Consider the following 16,715-nt stretch of genomic DNA (forward strand, 5'->3'; position numbering starts at 1 on the left):
TGCTCCGGCTGAATGGAGGCATGAACGCCTCAGAAGTCACGCCTCCGGCGGGCCAGGGCGACGACCTGCCCGCCGTGGCGCCGCAGCTGCGCGCCCTGCGCCGGCGTGCCGGTCTCACCCTGGAGGCCGCGGCCGGATCCGCCGGGCTCTCGCCCGCCCACCTCTCCCGGCTGGAGACCGGGCAGCGCCAGCCCTCGCTGCCGATGCTGCTCTCGCTCGCCCGCATCTACAGTACGACTGTCTCGGAGCTGCTCGGCGAGACGGTCGCCGACCGTGACGCCATCGTGCGCGCCGCCGACATGGAGCCGACCCATGCGGGTGGCTGGACATACTTCCAGGCCGGGGCCCCCGGGCGCGGCATGCAGGCGCTGCGCGTCCGGGTGCCGTACGGGGCGCAGGGCGACATCGTGCGCGTCCACCCCGGCGAGGAGTGGCTCCACGTCCTCAAGGGGCGGCTCAGGCTGCGCCTGGGCGACACCGTGCACCTGCTCGCGCCCGGAGACAGCGCGCACTTCGACTCGCTCACCCCGCACCGCCTCGCCGCCGAGGACCACGACGGCGTGGAGCTGCTGTTCGTCCACACCCTGCTGCAGAGCCCCACGGCCACGCTGTGCCTGGGCCCCCTGACTGGAGAGCTGCCATGAGCAACCTGGAGGAGAAGTTCCCCCGCGCCCTGTGGGTCCGGCTGATCATCTACATCGCCCTCGGGCACGTCCTGGCCGCGTTCCTCTATCTGCTGTTCGCGGTCGGAGCCAAGGGCTGACCGTACGGCGCGGCGTCAGTCGACCAGACGCTCCCGCAGCCGCTCCCGGGTCCCGGGGGTGAGCCCCAGGCCCTGCTCGAAGTACGCGTCGAGACCGCCCCACGTCTCCTCGATGCTGTCGAACGCCGCCTCGAGATACTCGGCGCGCGCGTCGAAGAGCGGGCTGAGCAGCTCCATCACCTCGGGCGTGTAGGCGGTGTCCGGGCTGCCGTTGCGGCGGACCTTGTACCGCCGGTGCTTGGCGTTGGACTCCAGGTAGTCGGCCACGATCGCCTCGCGCTCCACGCCCACGGCGAGGAGCGTGACGGCTATGGAGATGCCCGCGCGGTCCTTGCCCGCCGCGCAGTGCATCAGCGCGGGCACGCTGTCCTCGGCGATCGCGTGCAGCACCCGGGAGTGCTCGGCGGTGCGCTCCTTGACGATCGTCCGGTACGACGTGACCATCCGGGCCGCCGCCTTGCCGTCGGCGAGGATGCCGCGCAGCTGGTCGAGGTCGCCGTCGCGGACCATCTTCCAGAACTCGGCGCCGTCGGCGGGGTCGCTCAGCGGCAGGTTCATGTTGCGCACGCCGGGCAGCTCGACGTCCGGGCCCTCCAGCTTCTGGTCGGCCGCGTTGCGGAAGTCGAAGATCGTGTGCAGGTCCAGGGTGGCGAGGAAGGCCGCGTCCTGCTCGGTCGCGTGCGCGAGGTGGCCGCTGCGGAACAGCACTCCGGGGCGCACCCGCCGTCCGTCCACGGTCGGCAGTCCGCCCACGTCACGGAAATTGCGCACTCCGGCCAGCTCGGGCTCGGTCGACGGGACCTGCTGCGTCACGGGGGCTCCTCCCAGTCGGCCCCGCCGGCACGGTTCGTCGACGGGCGCTCCGTCGACGATACGACATCGATTTCCTCAGGCAATGAGTTGTCCACAGGCGTTGCCATCAGGGCCCACGGGGCTTGATGATGTTGGCACTTGAGCGGATCTGTTGACACCTGTGAGGTCTCGATGGTGGACATCGCCGAAAACGGTCGTACGTGGCTCCTGTCGGGGCCCACCAGCAGCTATGCGCTGCATCTCACCGAGGCGGACGAACTGCTGCACCTCCACTGGGGACCACGGATCGCGCTCGTCGACGCCGAGGCCCTGGCGGTGCACCCGCTGCCGGCCTACTGGCCCTTCGAGTCCCCGCTGGACGGCCGTGAGGAGTACCCCGTCGAGGGCGGCCCGCGTTTCGTGCGCCCCGCCCTGTCCGTGCGCACCGAGGAGCGCCGCGGAACCGAGTGGCGCTTCGTGTCGTACGACACCGGGGGCGGTGCGGACGGCGAGCAGCTGCGGCTGCGCTTCGACGACGCGGGCCTGGCCGTCACCCTGCACTACCGGATGCGCGGGGACGTCGTGGAGCGCTGGGTGACCGTGGCGAACGGCGGGCACGCGCGCGTGGAGCTGCTGCGTGCCGACGCCGCAGCCTGGACCCTGCCCGACCGCGAGGGATGGCGGCTGTCCCAGCTGCACGGCCGCTGGGCCGCCGAGTCCCTGCTCGCCACCGCCCCCCTCACCTACGGTGAGAAGGTCATCGGCAGCCGCCGCGGCCACACCGGACACCAGCACCTGCCCTGGGTCGCCCTGGACACCGACGCGACGGAGGAGCGCGGCGAGGTCTACGGCTGTGCGCTCGGCTGGTCCGGCTCCTGGCGCATCGCCGTCGCCCAACTCCCGGACGCACGCGTGCAGATCACCGGCGGTGCCGGCCATGACGACTCGGGCCTGCTGCTGCTCCAGCCGGGCGAGTCGTACACCACCCCCGTCTTCGCGGGCCTGTGGAGCGACGGCGGCTTCGGCGGGGCCAGCCGCACCTGGCACGCCTACCAGCGGGCCCATGTCGTCCCGGGCGCGGAGCAGGACCGGCCGGTGCTGTTCAACTCCTGGGAGGCGACCAACTTCGACATCTCCGAGGAGCAGCAGACGGCCCTCGCCCGGCGGGCCGCCGGGATCGGCGTGGAACTGTTCGTCGTGGACGACGGCTGGTTCGGTGCCCGCACCAGCGACCGCGCCGGGCTCGGGGACTGGACGCCCAACCCCGACCGCTTCCCGCAGGGCCTCAAGCCTCTGGCCGACCAGGTGCACGACCTCGGTATGCAGTTCGGCATCTGGGTCGAGCCCGAGATGATCAACCCCGACAGCGATCTCTACCGCGCCCACCCCGACTGGGTGCAGCACCAAACGGGACGTAAGCGGACGGAACTGCGTAATCAACTCGTCCTGAATCTCGCCCGTGAGGACGTCCAGGAGTACCTCTGGGAGCAGTTGGACGCCCTTCTGTCCTCCGCCCCGATCGACTATGTGAAGTGGGACTTCAACCGCTGCTTCACCGACGCCGGCTGGCCCGGGGAGCCCTACCCGCAGCGCCTGTGGGTCGACCACGTCCGCGCCCTGTACGCCCTGCTGGACCGGCTGCGTGCCGCTCACCCCCGCGTCGCCTTCGAGTCCTGCTCGGGCGGCGGCGGCCGGATCGACCTCGGCGTGCTGAGCCGCACCGACCAGGTGTGGACCTCCGACAACACCGACCCGCTCGACCGGCTCGCCATCCAGCACGGCTTCAGCCAGATCCACCCCGCGCGGGTCATGGCCGCCTGGGTCACCGACAGTCCGAACACCCAGTTGAACGGGCGGGTCAGCTCGCTGCGGTTCCGCTTCGTCAGCTCGATGGCCGGGGTGCTCGGCGTCGGCGGCGACCTCACCGAGTGGACCGAGGGGGAGCTGGCCGAGGCGGGGAAATGGGTGGCTCTCTACAAGGAGATCCGTCCGGTGGTCCAGCGGGGCGACCTCTACCGGCTGCGGCCTCCGGTGGGCGGTCTTGGCGCCGTCCAGTACGTCCTCGGGAACGAGACGGTGGTCCTCGCCTGCCTCCAGGCGCAGAGCTACGGCGAGCCGGTGCCGGCGGTGCGGCTGCGCGGACTCGACCCGACAGCATCGTATGAATGCCGTGAAACGGGCGAAGTGCACCGTGGTGCGGTCCTGCTGCACCACGGATGGCACACCGGGCTGACGGGTGACCTGGATGCGGCGATTCTCCGACTGTGCCGCATTTGAGCGATATATCCGAATTAGAGCCTTCATTCCAACTCGCTCTGGAATAAAGAGGCATGGGCGGGTGGTGCGTGAGGAGCGTCATATTCGTGACCGTGTGTCGCGCGTCATGTCCACGTAATTCCCATATCGACACGGGGAATTGAAAAGGGCAGGGATCCGGGAATTTACGGAGAGTGACCGTGAATTCCCGAATTCGATCATCTGGACCGGTGATGCCGGGAACCTACTGCTTGTCCGGCTGCGTCTTGCTCGCTTACGTTCGCCACCAATCCGGACGGAACGCCGAATCCTGCCGCCGCCCGGAGTCCCCACACACTTCACCCGTGTTCGGCAGGAGCGGGGGACCCGCCAGGTACGACTGCCTGTCCCGGTCTCCGGGGCAGGCTCGGGGTGCAGTCGCGCACCGCGCGGCCGGGCAGCTCCAGCCCGAACCCGACAGCTCACCTCGCAGGCGGCGGAGAGGAATGCGCCATGCCCGCGAAGGGTAAGCACCGCCGTCCCAAGACCCCGCGATTCACCCGCTCGATCGCCGTCGCCGGAACCGGTGGCGCCGCGCTGGCACTGCCGCTCTTCGGTGCCACCGGAGCGCACGCCGTCACCGCGCAGCCCGCTTCCGGAAAGACCGTGCAGTCCCTTCCGGTCGTGCAGAAGGCGACCGTGAAGAAAGCCCCCGCACGGCAGAATTCGGGCGGGCACACCTACACGGTGAAGTCCGGCGACTGGCTTGCGAAGATCGCCGACGAGCAGAACATCAGTGGCGGCTGGCACCGGGTCTACGCCGACAACCGGCAGGCCGTCGGCGAGAACCCCTCGCTGATCCACCCGGGTCTGAAGCTGACGCTCGGTGCGAAGGCCGCCCCCAAGCACACGGAGTCCTCCGCGCCTACGCAGACCCCGCAGCCGTCGCAGCCCCGGCCGAAGGTCTCCCCGCAGACCTCGCAGCCGTCGCAGCCCTCCCAGTCCAGGTCGGACACCGCCCCGCAGGCCTCCCGGTACAGCCGGACCGCGGGGTCGGCCGCCACGGTCACCTCCACCGGCTACTCCCTCCCGGTCGCCGGCGCCACCGTCGGCACGGCCTACCACGTGGCCGGCAGCATGTGGTCCAGCGGCTACCACACCGGTGTCGACTTCGTCGTACCGACCGGCACCTCTCTCAAGGCCGTCGGAGCCGGCACGGTCGTCTCCGCCGGGTGGGGCGGCGCGTACGGCAACCAGGTCGTCATCAAGCTGAGCGACGGCTACTACGCCCAGTACGGCCACCTCTCGCAGCTGTCCGTCTCGGCCGGCCAGACCGTGACCGCGGGCCAGCAGATCGGCCTGTCCGGCGCCACCGGCAACGTGACCGGCCCCCACCTGCACTTCGAGATCCGTACCACCCCGGACTACGGCTCGGACGTGGACCCGCTCGCCTACCTCCGCTCGCACGGCGTCGCCGTCTGAGGCTCCCCCTCTGCGGGACTCGCTCCTGAGGAACCACCTGCCTGACACGCGCGCCGAAGGCCGGACCTCGATCCCCGGGTCCGGCCTTCGGTGTGTCCGCTCGCGCATCGACTGTCGCCGATCGCACGGTCAACGCGCCTGCCGGGCAGGCTATTCCTGGCTTGGCAAATTATTTAAGGGTGTCTCATCTCACCGTTCGTCAACCCCTGCCTACGGTCGCGTAGGTCACATCCGAAGGTGAATCATGGTCCGACGTGGCAGACGATTCGAAGAATGACAACAGATCAGTGATCGGGTCGTACGTGGCGGTGGGGGACAGCTTCACCGAGGGCGTCGGCGACCCCGGGCCCGACGGGGCGTTCGTAGGCTGGGCCGACCGCTTCGCGGTACTGCTCGCCGACCGGCGTCCCGAGGGCGACTTCGCGTACACGAACCTGGCCGTGCGCGGGAAGCTGCTCGACCAGATCGTGGCGGACCAGCTTCCGAAGGCCGTCGAACTGGACCCGGACCTTGTCTCCTTCTGCGCGGGCGGCAATGACATCATCCGGCCCGGCACCGACCCGGACGAGGTGGCCGAGCGCTTCGAGCGGGCCGTGGCCCAGCTCGCCGAGGCGGCGGGCAGCGTGCTGGTGACGACCGGCTTCGACACCCGTGGCGTTCCGCTGCTCAAGCACCTGCGCGGCAAGATCGCCACCTACAACGGGCACGTCCGCGCCATCGCCGACCGATATGGCTGTCCCGTCCTCGACCTGTGGTCCCTGAAGTCCGTTCAGGACCGCAGGGCCTGGGACGACGACCGGCTCCACCTCTCGCCCGAGGGGCACACGCGCGTGGCGCTGCGCGCCGGCCAGGCCCTCGGCCTCCAGATCCCGGCCGACCCGGAGCAGCCCTGGCCGCCGCTGCCGCCCCGGGGCACCCTGGACATCCGCCGCGACGACGTCCACTGGGCCCGCGAGTACCTGGTCCCGTGGATCGGCCGCCGGCTGCGCGGAGAGTCCTCCGGGGACCATGTGACGGCGAAGGGCGCCCTGTCGCCTGACGACATCAAGATGCGGATCGCATCGGTGGCCTGACGGCCGCCGCCCGTGCCCCGTACCGCGAGCCGGCGGTGCGGGGCACACCCGTGTGCGGGTCCGTCCCGGCCGGACCGCTCACCGCTCCCGCCCGGTCAACGCCTCCCGCCGCAGCCCGAGTTCCCGGGCCAGTGCGTCGTCCACCCACTGCTGCGCCCGGGACCGCGGCATCGCGCCCGGGTACGAGGTCAGCTGCACAGCGAGCCCGTCGAGGAGCGCGGTCAGCCGCAGAGCCGTCCCCGCCGGATCGGCGCACTCGAACTCGCCCGCGGCCACACCCTCGGCGATGACCTCGGCGATCGCCGCTTTCCACTGCCTGTCCAGGTCCCGGGTGACCTGCCGGAGCGCGGGTTCGCGCAGCGCCACCGCCCAGCCCTCGATCCACAGCCGCCAGCCCTTGGCCTGACCCGTGGGCGCGTACCAGCGCACGGCCGCCCGCAGCCGGCGCAGTGCCGAGGTCCGCCGGCCCAGCAGCCCGCGCAGATGCGCGAGGTCGTCCTCGGCCGCGTAGGCGAAGGCCTCGGCGACCAGCTTCTCCTTCGTCGAGAAGTGATACAGCACCAGCGCGTTGCTCACACCGAGCGCGGAGGCCACATCGGCGATCCTCACAGCCGCCACGCCCCGCGCCTCGATCTGCTCGATGGCGGCCCGCAGCAGTTCCTCACGCCGCTCCGCCACACTCAACCGCACTCTCGCCACGCGGTCACCCTAGTCCGTCGGTCGGGAAGGTGCCGAAGGGACCGGGTTCCTCCGGCCACTTCGCGCGCCGCGGAGCGTCGCGTGCCCGGCCACCGTCAGCGGTACCACCCGAAGCGCTCCGCGATCACCGGCAGCCGGTCCGTCACCAGGGCGTGGGCGGCCGCGCGCGGGGTCGTCCCGTCCGTCTCCGCGCGGGTGAGCATCAGGTCGATCAGGGCACGCATCGAGTGGCGGATGTGCGCGAACGCCTCGTCGGCGTCCGGGCCGATGTCGCCGAACAGCGTCCACCACCACCAGGCGTTCGTGGCGGAGTTGACCACCACGTCCGGCAGCACGGTCACCCCGCGCGCGGCCAGCAGCGCTTCCGCCTCGGGCAGGACGGGCATGTTGGCGGCCTCGACGATCCAGCGGGCGGTGACCCGCTCCTGCTCGGCGGTGCCGATCGCGTACGACACCGCCGCGGGCACCAGCACCTCCGCGTCGGCGGACAGCCACGCGTCACCGGGCAGTTCACGGTCACCGGGGCGCAGAGCGGAGCGGTCGACGGTGCCGTAGGCGTCCCGTGCGGCCAGCAGCGCCGCCACGTCCAGGCCTTCCGGGTTGGCGATGGTCCCCTTGATGTCGGCCACGGCCACGACCGTGAGGCCCGCGCGGGCGAGGAAGCGCGCCGTGGCCCCGCCCATCGTGCCCAGGCCCTGCACGGACACCCGGGTGCCCCGGTACGGCACCGACGTCCGGTCCAGGGCCGCGAGCACCGACTCGGCGACCCCGCAGCCGCCCGCCAGCTCGTCCAGCCCGATGCCGTCCACCTCGACCGCGAAGGCGTCGGCGAGCCGCCTGCGGGCCGCCGTCTCGTCGTCCAGCAGCGGATACACGGCCTGGACGGAGGAGACCAGGCCCGCCTCCGCCGCCGCGCGGTCCACCAGGTCCTGGGTGAGGCCCAGGTCCTCGCCGGTGGTCCAGAAGCTCTCGATGTACGGCCGCATGGCACGCAGGTAGCGCACGAGCAGCCCGTACGCCTGCGGGTCCTGCGGGTCGCAGTCGATGCCGCCCTTGGCGCCGCCGAGAGGGACGTACCGCCCCTCGGGGTTGTAGTGCAGGGCCTCCTTCATCGTCATGCCGCGGGCGAGTCCGGTGACCTCCTCCAGGGTGCAGCCCGGGCGCATGCGCAGCCCGCCGCTGGCCACGCCCCGCACCAGCCGGTCGACGACCAGGAATCCCCGGCGGCCGGTGATGTGGTCGGTCCAGACGAGCGACATCAGAGGGGCGGTCATAACGTCTCCAGGAGGATGTTTACTGAATCGCGAGTCAGTATTCGGAGCCGGTGGACGGCCTGTCAACGTGCCACGTACCCTCGGCGGCGGTCCAGGACGGGACTGGGCGATCCGGACGTGACCCCGGCCACGCCGGGCTGTCGGAGGGCCCGACCATAATGGAGGGCCTCAGCGACTCCACCTGGAGGTACCGTGACCGGTTTGGGTTCCCAGAGCTTCGGGCTCAGCGTGCTGCGGCCCGCGGCGTTCGGAGTGGACCCCGGTGGTGAGCGCCTTGCGCGGATCCGGCGCTCCCCCCACTTCAAGGACGGGGTCTTCCAGAACCCGGGCGGCACCGCCCGCACCCGGCCCTCCGGTTCCATGCTGGACTTCGCGAAGGTGTTCTTCGACAAGGACGTCCGGCCCCTGCGCGCTCCCCGCGGCACCGTCCCGGTGCACGCGACCACCCTGGCCGACCTCGCCAAGGCGCCCGCCACGGGGCTGCGGGTGACCTGGATGGGCCACTCCAGCGTGCTCGCGGAGATCGACGGCCACCGCGTCCTGTTCGACCCCGTCTGGGGTGAGCGCTGCTCGCCGTTCCCCTTCGCCGGTCCCAAGCGGCTGCACCCGGTGCCGCTGCCGCTGGCCGCGCTCGGCCCGGTCGACGTGGTGGTCATCTCGCACGACCACTACGACCACCTGGACATGCCCACGATCAAGGCGCTGGCCGGCACGGACACCGTGTTCGCCGTACCGCTCGGCGTCGGCGCCCACCTCGAGCACTGGGGCGTGTCCGCGGACCGGCTGCGTGAGCTGGACTGGCACGAGGCGACCAAGATCGGCGGCCTCACCCTGACCGCCACCCCGGCCCGGCACTTCTGCGGCCGCGGCCTGCGCAACACCCAGCACACGCTCTGGGCCTCCTGGGTGGTCGCCGGCGAGGAGCACCGGATCTACCACAGCGGCGACACCGGGTACTTCGACGGCTTCAGGGACATAGGTGCCGACCACGGCCCGTTCGACGCCACGATGATCCAGATCGGCGCGTACAGCGAGTTCTGGCCCGACATCCACATGACCCCCGGGGAGGGCCTGCGGGCCCACCTCGACCTCCAGGGCGGAGCCCCGCACGGCGTACTGCTGCCGATCCACTGGGGCACCTTCAACCTGGCCACGCATGCCTGGGCCGAGCCGGGGGAGTGGACGAAGGACGCGGCCGAGGAGGCCGAGCAGGCGGTGGCACTTCCGCGGCCCGGCGAGCCCTTCGAGCCTGCGGGAGCCCTCCCCACCGTGCCCTGGTGGCGAGCCGTGTCGGCGCCGACCGCACGCCCCTGGCGTCGCCCCGACGAGCCGCAGATCGCGCCGGAGGTCACCCGGGCCGATGTGGATCTTGCCGGCGAGCTGTGACGCCGGCAGCGGGCGATCCCGCGGGGCCGGTGGCGAAGCGGAGCGCCGTGTCGCGCCAGGGACGGGACGGCATGATGCTTCCCGGTCCCGTGCTTCGCAGGTGAGCGCGGGGATGGGCATGATCCTTCCCGGTCCCGTGCGCCGTCTGTGAGTACGCGGACGGGCAAGATGCTGCTCGCTGCCGCGCTCGGTCGGCGAGCACGGGGATGCCTCACGCGCCGCCTTGTTGATCTGTTGATCCAGCAGCCGACCGCCGGGTCATCGCGATGTGCGCGGACCTGACGACGTGCGGGAGTCGGGCTGCCGGGGAGGCGGGGGTCAGGCTGCCTGGGCCGCGGTGGCCAGCGGCTGGGGGGAGAGGGCGTCCTCGCCGTACAGGTCCTGCACCCAGTTGTTCTGGTAGACGGTCTCCAGATACCGCTCACCCAGGTCCGGTGCGATGGCCACCGCGGTCAGCTTCCGTCCGTCCTGCCGGGCCAGCCAGTCCATCGCGCCACTGACGACTGTGCCGGTGGAGCCCCCGAACAGAAACCCGCGCCCGGCCAGCCGGCGGCAGGCCCGGACGGTGTCGGCCTCGGCCACGTGCACCACATCGTCGACATAGGACTCGTCCAGCAGCGGCGGGCGCTTGCTGGTGCCCAGGCCCGGAATCATCCGCCGGCCGGGGGCGCCTCCGAAGGTCACCGAACCCACGCTGTCGACGGCCACGACGCGCACCGGCCGGTGCCATTCGCGGAAGTAGCGCGCGCAGCCCATCAGGGTGCCGGTGGTGCCGGCCCCGACGAACAGCACATCCAGGTCCGGGAACTGCCGGGCGATGGCCGGGGCGGTACTTCGGTAGTGGGCCATGCCATTGCAGGGGTTGTCGTACTGGTTGAGCCACACATAGCGGTCGTCGGAAGCGCACAGCGCGCGGACGTGGTCGATGCGCGCGCCGAGGAAGCCGCCGACGGGGTCGGGCTCGGTGATGACATGGATCTGGCTGCCCAGAGCCTCCATCATCAACCTGGTCGCCAGGTTGCAGCGCGAGTCGGTCACGCACAGGAACCGGTATCCCTTGCTGGCCGCGATGATGCTCAGGGCCACGCCCAGATTTCCCGAGGACGACTCGACCAGAACCGAGCCCGGCGTCAGCAGACCGTCGCGCTCGGCGGCCTCGATCATTTCCGCGGCGGCCTTGATCTTGATCGAGCCGGCGAAATTGAAGCCTTCACACTTGAGGAACAGCGGCTGCCCCAGGATTCCCTCAAGGTCGACGTAGAGGTCGTTCTCGTTGAAGGCCTCGGGGGTGGATATGACGGGCATGCTCGTCTCCTCGACTGCGGGGGTCTTCCGGCCGCTGACCCGTCTCGGTGCGGACCGGGGGAGGAATTCGGCGGCGCGCTGCGATTCGCCGGAACACCTCCAGTACGCCCGATCCGGAGCCGCCGTGTCATGCCACCGAAATTCGGGACTTGACACGCGCCCTGTGCGCGGTTCGGCGAGGGTGCCGATCACGAATTTCCACCCGGAAAACGCCGTGCAAGAGGGGCGCCCGACGAACTTCCCGGCCGATCACCCGCGGATTGAACGGGTTCCGGTGACAAGCGGTCGCAAGCCGGATGACGCGCACAGAAAACAAGAGAACGCAGGTCGCCTTCCGGGCAGGACGGTCGGGCCGTCAAGGCTGTCGCGCCGTGTCAAGCCCCGAAATTCAGGGGCGCGACAGGAAAAAGCCGGACGGGCCTACTGGAGAGACGGGCAGCGCTGATCCGCCCGACCGACGCCGACCGAAACGTTCTCAAGGAGCTCACGTGCCTGCTAAATCCGCCGACGTCCTGGCGGCCGATCCGGCTGACGTCCCGATCCTCGGAGCCGGCGACGACGCCGGCCCCGCAACCGGCACCGAGAGGCTTCTGGCCGAGGTACTGGCCGGCGTCGTACGTGTCGAACACGTGCCGTCCGACAGTCACTTCTTCAATGACCTGGGCGCCGACTCCCTGGTGATGGCCCAGTTCTGCGCGCGGGTCAGGAAGCGGGCGGACCTGCCGACGGTCTCGATGAAGGACATCTACCGGCACCCCACCATCCGGAGCCTTGCCACCGCACTCGACGACACCGCGCCCACATCCGTCCCGTCCCCGGCCGCGGAGGGGCCGGCACCGACGCGGACACCGGCCGACGCAGGGACACCGGCCGAGGAGCCGACACGGGCGGGGATCTCGACGGCGGCCGGTAATCGGCGCTACATCGTCTGCGGCCTGCTGCAGTTCCTGATCTTCCTGGGCTATTCCTGCCTCGTCGCCCTCGGCACCACGGCAAGCTACGAGTGGATCTCCGCGGGCTCGGGCCTGCCCGACCTCTACCTCCGGTCGGTCCTGTTCGCCGGAGCGGGCTTTCTGACCCTGTGCATCGTCCCGATCGTGGCGAAGTGGACGCTCGTCGGCCGCTGGCGATCCGGCGAGTTCCCGCTGTGGGGCATGGCCTATCTGCGCTTCTGGGTCGTCAAGACCCTGATCCGTACCAGCCCCCTGCGCCTGTTCACCGGTTCACCGCTCCACGTGCTCCACCTCAGGGCGCTCGGCGCGCGAATCGGCAAGGGCGTCACGATCCTGTCCCGCACCATCCCGGTCTGCACCGACCTGCTCACCGTGGGGGAGGGCACGATCATCCGCAAGGACGTGCTCCTGTCCTGCTACCGCGCCCATGCCGGCCTGATCCAGACCGGTCCGGTCACCCTGGGCAGGGACGTGCTCGTCAGCGAACACACGGTCCTCGACATCGACACCTCGATGGGCGACGGCGCCCAACTGGGCCACGCCTCCTGCCTGCACGCCGGACAGCGGGTGCCCGACGGCGCACGCCGGCACGGCTCGCCGGCGCAGCCGGCCGAGGTGGACTACCGGACCGTCGGCCCAGCCGACTGCCCCACCCGCAAGAGGACGGCGTACTGCATCCTGCAACTGCTGGCTCTGCTGATGGTGTACCTGCCCCTGGCGATGGGCGGCGTGAGCCTTCTGCTCGACGGCGTACCCCAGCTGCACGCGCTCCTGCATCCCCGGCCGATGAACAGCCCGGCCTTCTACACCGACGCCCTGTTCACCGCAGTCATCGTCTTCTTCGGCTCCGTGCTCGCCGGCCTCCTTGTCGTGGGCACCGTGCCGCGGATCCTCAACCAGGCCCTCGAGCCCGGCACGGTCTACCCGCTCTACGGCTTCCACTACGGCATCCACCGGGCGATCGCACTGATGACCAACCGGAAGTTCTTCACGGCACTCTTCGGAGACAGCTCCGCCATCGTCCACTACCTGCGCTACCTCGGATACGACCTGTCCCGCGTCGACCAGACCGGGTCGAACTTCGGCACCGAGGTCCAGCACGACAACCCGTACCTCAGCTCCGTCGGCACCGGCACCATGATCGCCGACGGACTGTCGCTCATGAACGCCGACTTCTCCAGCACGTCCTTCCGTGTGTCCCGCACCTCGATCGGTCCCCGCAACTTCCTCGGGAACCGCATCGCCTACCCCACGGGAGGCAGGACCGGCGACAACTGCCTGCTCGCCACGAAGGTCATGGTCCCCATCGACGGTCCGGTGCGCGAAGGCGTGGGCCTGCTGGGCTCACCCAGCTTCGAGATCCCGCGCACGGTTATGCGGGACAACCGGTTCAGCCACCTGGAGACCGGCGACGAACTGCGCCGTCGTCTGGCCGCCAAGAACAGGCACAATGCGGCAACCGCCGGCCTGTACCTGCTTGCGCGGTTGATCCACTTCTTCGTGATCACCCTCATCGCCATGGGCGCGGCGGACCTCTACCCCTCGCTCGGCGCGCCGGCGATCGCCCTGGCCGGCGTTCTCACCCTGGCGTTCACCGTCGTCTGCTTCGCGCTGATCGAACGGGCCTCCACCGCGTTCAAGCCCCAGCAGCCGCTGTACTGCTCGATCTACACGCCGTCCTTCTGGCGTCATGAACGCTTCTGGAAGATGGCCTCGGTCGACTACATCCAGGTGTTCGACGGCACCCCCTTCAAGAACGTGATCTGGCGGCTGCTGGGGGCCAGGATCGGCAAGCGGGTCTTCGACGACGGCTGCTTCTTCCCGGAGCGCACCCTCGTCACCATCGGCGACGACAGCGTGCTGAACGCCGGGACCGTGGTCCAGTGCCACTCGCAGGAGGACGGCGCCTTCAAGTCCGACCGCAGTGCCGTCGGCAGCGGCTGCACCCTCGGGGTCGGCGCCTTCGTCCACTACGGCGTGACGATCGGCGACGGCACCGTGCTCGCCCCCGACTCCTTCCTGATGAAGGGCGAGGAAATCCCTTCTCACGCCCGGTGGGGCGGTAACCCGGCCCGGGACATGCCGGAGGACAGGACCCACCGTGAGGCCCGCCAAGAACGCCACGCCGCCGCTGCCGCCCCGGCCCGCGGCAACTGACACCGCCACTTCGACGACCAGCACACCGCCACACCAGCGACAGACAGAGGAACGAACCGATGGCAACGCATGCGAACCGCACCCAGCCGGACCGGGCGTACTGGCGCGCTGTCCTGACAGCAGGAGGCTTCACCCCGGCCCCACGCTGGACCCTCCACCCGGAGACCGGTGTGGGGGAGTACGAGACAGAGGCCTGCGACGACACCGTGACCGGGCTCAGGCGGCTGGCGGGCGAGCTGGCTATGCCCCTGGGTACGCTCCTGCTGGCCGCGCACGCCAAGGTGCTCGCGGCACTGTCCGCAGAGCAGGAGATCACCACCGGCTACGTCACCGAGGCCGGCCGCCCACTGCCGTGCAGGCTCAACACCGCACCCGCTTCATGGCGGGAACTGCTGCACGACACCCACCGGGCCGCCGGTGAACTGCTGGCACACCAGGACGTCCCGGCGGAGGACATCGACACCCTGCGGCGCGAACTGGGTCTGACCGGGCCGCTGTTCGAGACCGTCCTCGATCCCGCCTCGATCGACGGCGACCTCTCCGACGACACCGCGCTGCGGGTGGGCATACGTCACCGCGACGGTCGCCTCGTGCTGCGGCTGCGCCACCGCCTGGACCGGCTCGACACCGACGCCGCCGCCCGCATCGCCGGCTATCACCTGACCGCGCTCGCGCTGATCGCCGCCGATCCCGATGCCGAACACGCACGCCAGAGCCTGCTGTCCGACGACGAGCGGCGATTCCAGTTCGAGCAACTGGCCGGACCGACCCGGGAGCTGCCGAACGCGCGGGTGCATGAGCTGTTCGAAGACCGGGTGCGGACGCATCCGGATGCCGTCGCCGCCGTGCACGCCGGCCGGCAGTGGACGTATGGGGAGCTGAACGCCCGGGCGAACCGGCTGGCCCGCGCCCTCGCGGCGCGCGGGCTGGCCCGCGAAGGTGCCGTCGCGGTGGTGACCGAACGCAACCTGGACTGGCTCGCCGCCGTCATCGCGGTCTTCAAGGCCGGAGGCGTCTACCTGCCCATCGAGCCGCACTTCCCGGCCGAACGCATCGCAGCCGTCCTCTCCCGCGCCGAATGCACCCTGGTGCTGACCGAATCCGGCAGCACCACCACCCTCGACCAGGCACTCGACTCCCTGCCCGCAGTCGCGAAGCTGCCCGTCGAGTCGGCCTACGAAGAAGACCACGCCGAAGAGGACCTCGGCATCCACGTCACGCCCGACCAGCTCGCCTACATCTACTTCACCTCAGGCTCCACCGGTGGGCCGAAGGGCGCGATGTGCGAACACGCCGGCCTGCTCAACCACCTCTACGCAAAGATCGACGACCTCCGGCTCGGCGAGGGACAGGTGGTGGCCCAGACCGCGCCGCAGTGCTTCGACATCTCCCTGTGGCAACTGGTCTCCGCACTGCTGGTCGGCGGGCGGACCCTGCTCGTCGAGCAGGACGTCATCCTCGACGTACCCCGCTTCCTCGACACCGTCACCGACGGCCGGGTCACCGTCCTGCAGGTCGTGCCCTCCTACCTCGAAGCCGTCCTGACCGAGCTCGAACACCGCCCCCGCGCGCTGCCCGATCTGCGCTGCGTGTCGGTCACCGGGGAGGCGCTGAAGAAGGAGCTCGCCGAGCGCTGGTTCACCACCCAACCCCGGATCGGGCTCGTCAACGCCTACGGGCTCACCGAGACCTCGGACGACACCAATCACGACGTCATGGACCGGGCGCCGGAACGCGTCCTGCTCGGCCGCGCGGTCAACAACGTGCACATCTACGTCGTCGACGAGCATCTGGAACCGGTGCCACTGGGCGCCCCAGGTGTGATCGCGTTCTCCGGTGTCTGTGTGGGCCGCGGCTATATCAACGACCCCGAACGCACCAGTGCGGCGTACATGCGCGATCCGCACCGCGAAGGCACGCGGCTCCACCTCGGCGGCGACTACGGCCGCTGGCACCCTTCGGGGAAACTGGAGTTCCTCGGGCGCCGCGACGCCCAGGTCAAGATCCGGGGGTTCCGGATCGAGATCGGCGAGGTGGAGAACAGCCTGCTCCGTCTTCCCGGCGTCCGCGACGGCGCGGTCGTGGTGGCCGAACGTGCCGACCGGAGCACTCACCTGGTCGCCTTCTACTCCGCCCCGAGGCAACTGGACCCGGCGGCTCTCGCCGACCGGCTGGCTGCCTCACTGCCCGTCTACATGATCCCGTCGGCCTTCCGCCGGAGCGAAAGCCTGCCGCTGACCGCCAACGGCAAGATCGACAAGAAGGCACTGACGGCGCTCGCCGCGGAACTCGCCACCGGCGGGGACGACCACGAGCCGCCGGCCACACCGACCGAGCGGCGGCTGGCAACCGCCTGGGGGCACGTCCTCGGCGTCCCGCAGGACCACATCGGACGCCGCGACCACTTCTTCGACCGTGGCGGCACCTCCCTGGCGGCGGTGAAACTCGCCATCGCCCTGGACCGCGCCGTCTCCCTCAAGGACGTCACCGCCCACCCCGTCCTCACGGACCTCGCCGCGCTGGTCGACCACCTGCCCGGGCGCCGCGCAACCGAATCGATGACCTCCTCCTGAACCGATCACCCACTCCTGAACCG

General features: G+C 70.5%; 12 protein-coding genes and 1 riboswitch. Of the genes, 8 read left to right on the plus strand and 4 right to left on the minus strand.

Going from position 1 to position 16,715, the window contains the following annotated elements:
• Positions 1-20 precede the first annotated feature (20 nt).
• Together ACIRU3_RS06835 and ACIRU3_RS06840 are read left to right on the plus strand one after the other, a co-directional pair.
• The gene (locus tag ACIRU3_RS06835) at positions 21-644 is read left to right on the plus strand and encodes a helix-turn-helix domain-containing protein (RefSeq protein WP_404052387.1); all 624 of its coding nucleotides are present in this window, start codon (positions 21-23) and stop codon (positions 642-644) included.
• The gene (locus ACIRU3_RS06840) at positions 641-763 is read left to right on the plus strand and encodes a DUF6126 family protein (protein ID WP_404052390.1); all 123 of its coding nucleotides are present in this window, start codon (positions 641-643) and stop codon (positions 761-763) included. Before ACIRU3_RS06835 ends, ACIRU3_RS06840 begins: the two co-directional genes overlap by 4 nt.
• 15 nt (positions 764-778) lie before the next feature.
• Here ACIRU3_RS06840 and ACIRU3_RS06845 read toward each other — a convergent pair whose 3' ends face one another.
• Positions 779-1,576, minus strand: a complete 798-nt coding sequence (locus ACIRU3_RS06845) for a tyrosine-protein phosphatase (RefSeq protein WP_404052393.1) — start codon at positions 1,574-1,576, stop codon at positions 779-781.
• Between the two features lie 171 nt (positions 1,577-1,747).
• On the opposite strand from ACIRU3_RS06845, the gene ACIRU3_RS06850 reads away from it, so the two are divergent.
• The 3 genes from ACIRU3_RS06850 (at position 1,748) to ACIRU3_RS06860 (ending at position 6,345) form a co-directional block, all read left to right on the plus strand.
• Positions 1,748-3,832 carry an alpha-galactosidase gene (locus tag ACIRU3_RS06850; protein WP_404053183.1) on the plus strand — a complete coding sequence of 695 codons (2,085 nt, stop codon included), beginning with the start codon at positions 1,748-1,750 and terminating at the stop codon, positions 3,830-3,832.
• Between the two features lie 303 nt (positions 3,833-4,135).
• Positions 4,136-4,299, plus strand: a riboswitch (cyclic di-AMP (ydaO/yuaA leader).
• A gap of 4 nt (positions 4,300-4,303) precedes the next feature.
• A complete protein-coding gene (locus ACIRU3_RS06855) occupies positions 4,304-5,272 on the plus strand; it encodes a peptidoglycan DD-metalloendopeptidase family protein (RefSeq protein ID WP_404052396.1) in 969 nt (322 codons plus the stop codon).
• Between the two features lie 287 nt (positions 5,273-5,559).
• Entirely contained in the window at positions 5,560-6,345 is a 786-nt protein-coding gene (locus ACIRU3_RS06860; protein WP_404053186.1) for an SGNH/GDSL hydrolase family protein, read from the plus strand.
• 78 nt (positions 6,346-6,423) lie between these two features.
• Here the strand turns inward: ACIRU3_RS06860 and ACIRU3_RS06865 are convergent, their stop codons facing one another.
• Both ACIRU3_RS06865 and ACIRU3_RS06870 read right to left on the minus strand, forming a co-directional pair.
• Positions 6,424-7,044 (minus strand): TetR/AcrR family transcriptional regulator, encoded by a 621-nt coding sequence (locus tag ACIRU3_RS06865; protein WP_404052399.1) that lies wholly within the window; start codon positions 7,042-7,044, stop codon positions 6,424-6,426.
• A 95-nt stretch (positions 7,045-7,139) separates the two neighbouring features.
• On the minus strand, positions 7,140-8,318 hold the full coding sequence (locus ACIRU3_RS06870; protein WP_404052401.1) for a Glu/Leu/Phe/Val dehydrogenase dimerization domain-containing protein: 1,179 nt from the start codon (positions 8,316-8,318) through the stop codon (positions 7,140-7,142).
• Positions 8,319-8,510: 192 nt separating this feature from the next.
• Here ACIRU3_RS06870 and ACIRU3_RS06875 point away from each other — a divergent pair, with 192 nt between their 5' ends.
• On the plus strand, positions 8,511-9,704 hold the full coding sequence (locus ACIRU3_RS06875) for an MBL fold metallo-hydrolase (RefSeq protein ID WP_404052403.1): 1,194 nt from the start codon (positions 8,511-8,513) through the stop codon (positions 9,702-9,704).
• A 318-nt stretch (positions 9,705-10,022) separates the two neighbouring features.
• On the opposite strand, the gene sbnA is transcribed toward ACIRU3_RS06875, so the two are convergent.
• Positions 10,023-11,009: a 2,3-diaminopropionate biosynthesis protein SbnA gene (gene sbnA, locus ACIRU3_RS06880; RefSeq protein WP_404052405.1), complete on the minus strand. Its 987-nt coding sequence runs from the start codon at positions 11,007-11,009 to the stop codon at positions 10,023-10,025.
• Positions 11,010-11,497: 488 nt separating this feature from the next.
• On the opposite strand from sbnA, the gene ACIRU3_RS06885 reads away from it, so the two are divergent.
• A complete protein-coding gene (locus ACIRU3_RS06885; protein WP_404052408.1) occupies positions 11,498-14,119 on the plus strand; it encodes a Pls/PosA family non-ribosomal peptide synthetase in 2,622 nt (873 codons plus the stop codon).
• A gap of 59 nt (positions 14,120-14,178) precedes the next feature.
• Positions 14,179-16,692: an amino acid adenylation domain-containing protein gene (locus tag ACIRU3_RS06890; RefSeq protein ID WP_404052410.1), complete on the plus strand. Its 2,514-nt coding sequence runs from the start codon at positions 14,179-14,181 to the stop codon at positions 16,690-16,692.
• Positions 16,693-16,715: the final 23 nt, after the last annotated feature.

Source organism: Streptomyces sp. NPDC101151 (assembly GCF_044768335.1).
In the GTDB taxonomy this organism is placed as follows: Bacteria; Actinomycetota; Actinomycetes; order Streptomycetales; family Streptomycetaceae; genus Streptomyces.

Bases quoted from the DNA above. Each gene is read 5' to 3' on its own strand.
- ACIRU3_RS06890 (WP_404052410.1), top strand. From the start codon at position 14,179: ATGGCAACGCATGCGAACCGCACCCAGCCGGACCGGGCGTACTGGCGC.
- ACIRU3_RS06840 (WP_404052390.1), top strand. From the start codon at position 641: ATGAGCAACCTGGAGGAGAAGTTCCCCCGCGCCCTGTGGGTCCGGCTG.
- sbnA (WP_404052405.1), bottom strand. From the start codon at position 11,009: ATGCCCGTCATATCCACCCCCGAGGCCTTCAACGAGAACGACCTCTAC.
- ACIRU3_RS06850 (WP_404053183.1), top strand. From the start codon at position 1,748: ATGGTGGACATCGCCGAAAACGGTCGTACGTGGCTCCTGTCGGGGCCC.
- ACIRU3_RS06835 (WP_404052387.1), top strand. From the start codon at position 21: ATGAACGCCTCAGAAGTCACGCCTCCGGCGGGCCAGGGCGACGACCTG.
- ACIRU3_RS06855 (WP_404052396.1), top strand. From the start codon at position 4,304: ATGCCCGCGAAGGGTAAGCACCGCCGTCCCAAGACCCCGCGATTCACC.
- ACIRU3_RS06870 (WP_404052401.1), bottom strand. From the start codon at position 8,318: ATGACCGCCCCTCTGATGTCGCTCGTCTGGACCGACCACATCACCGGC.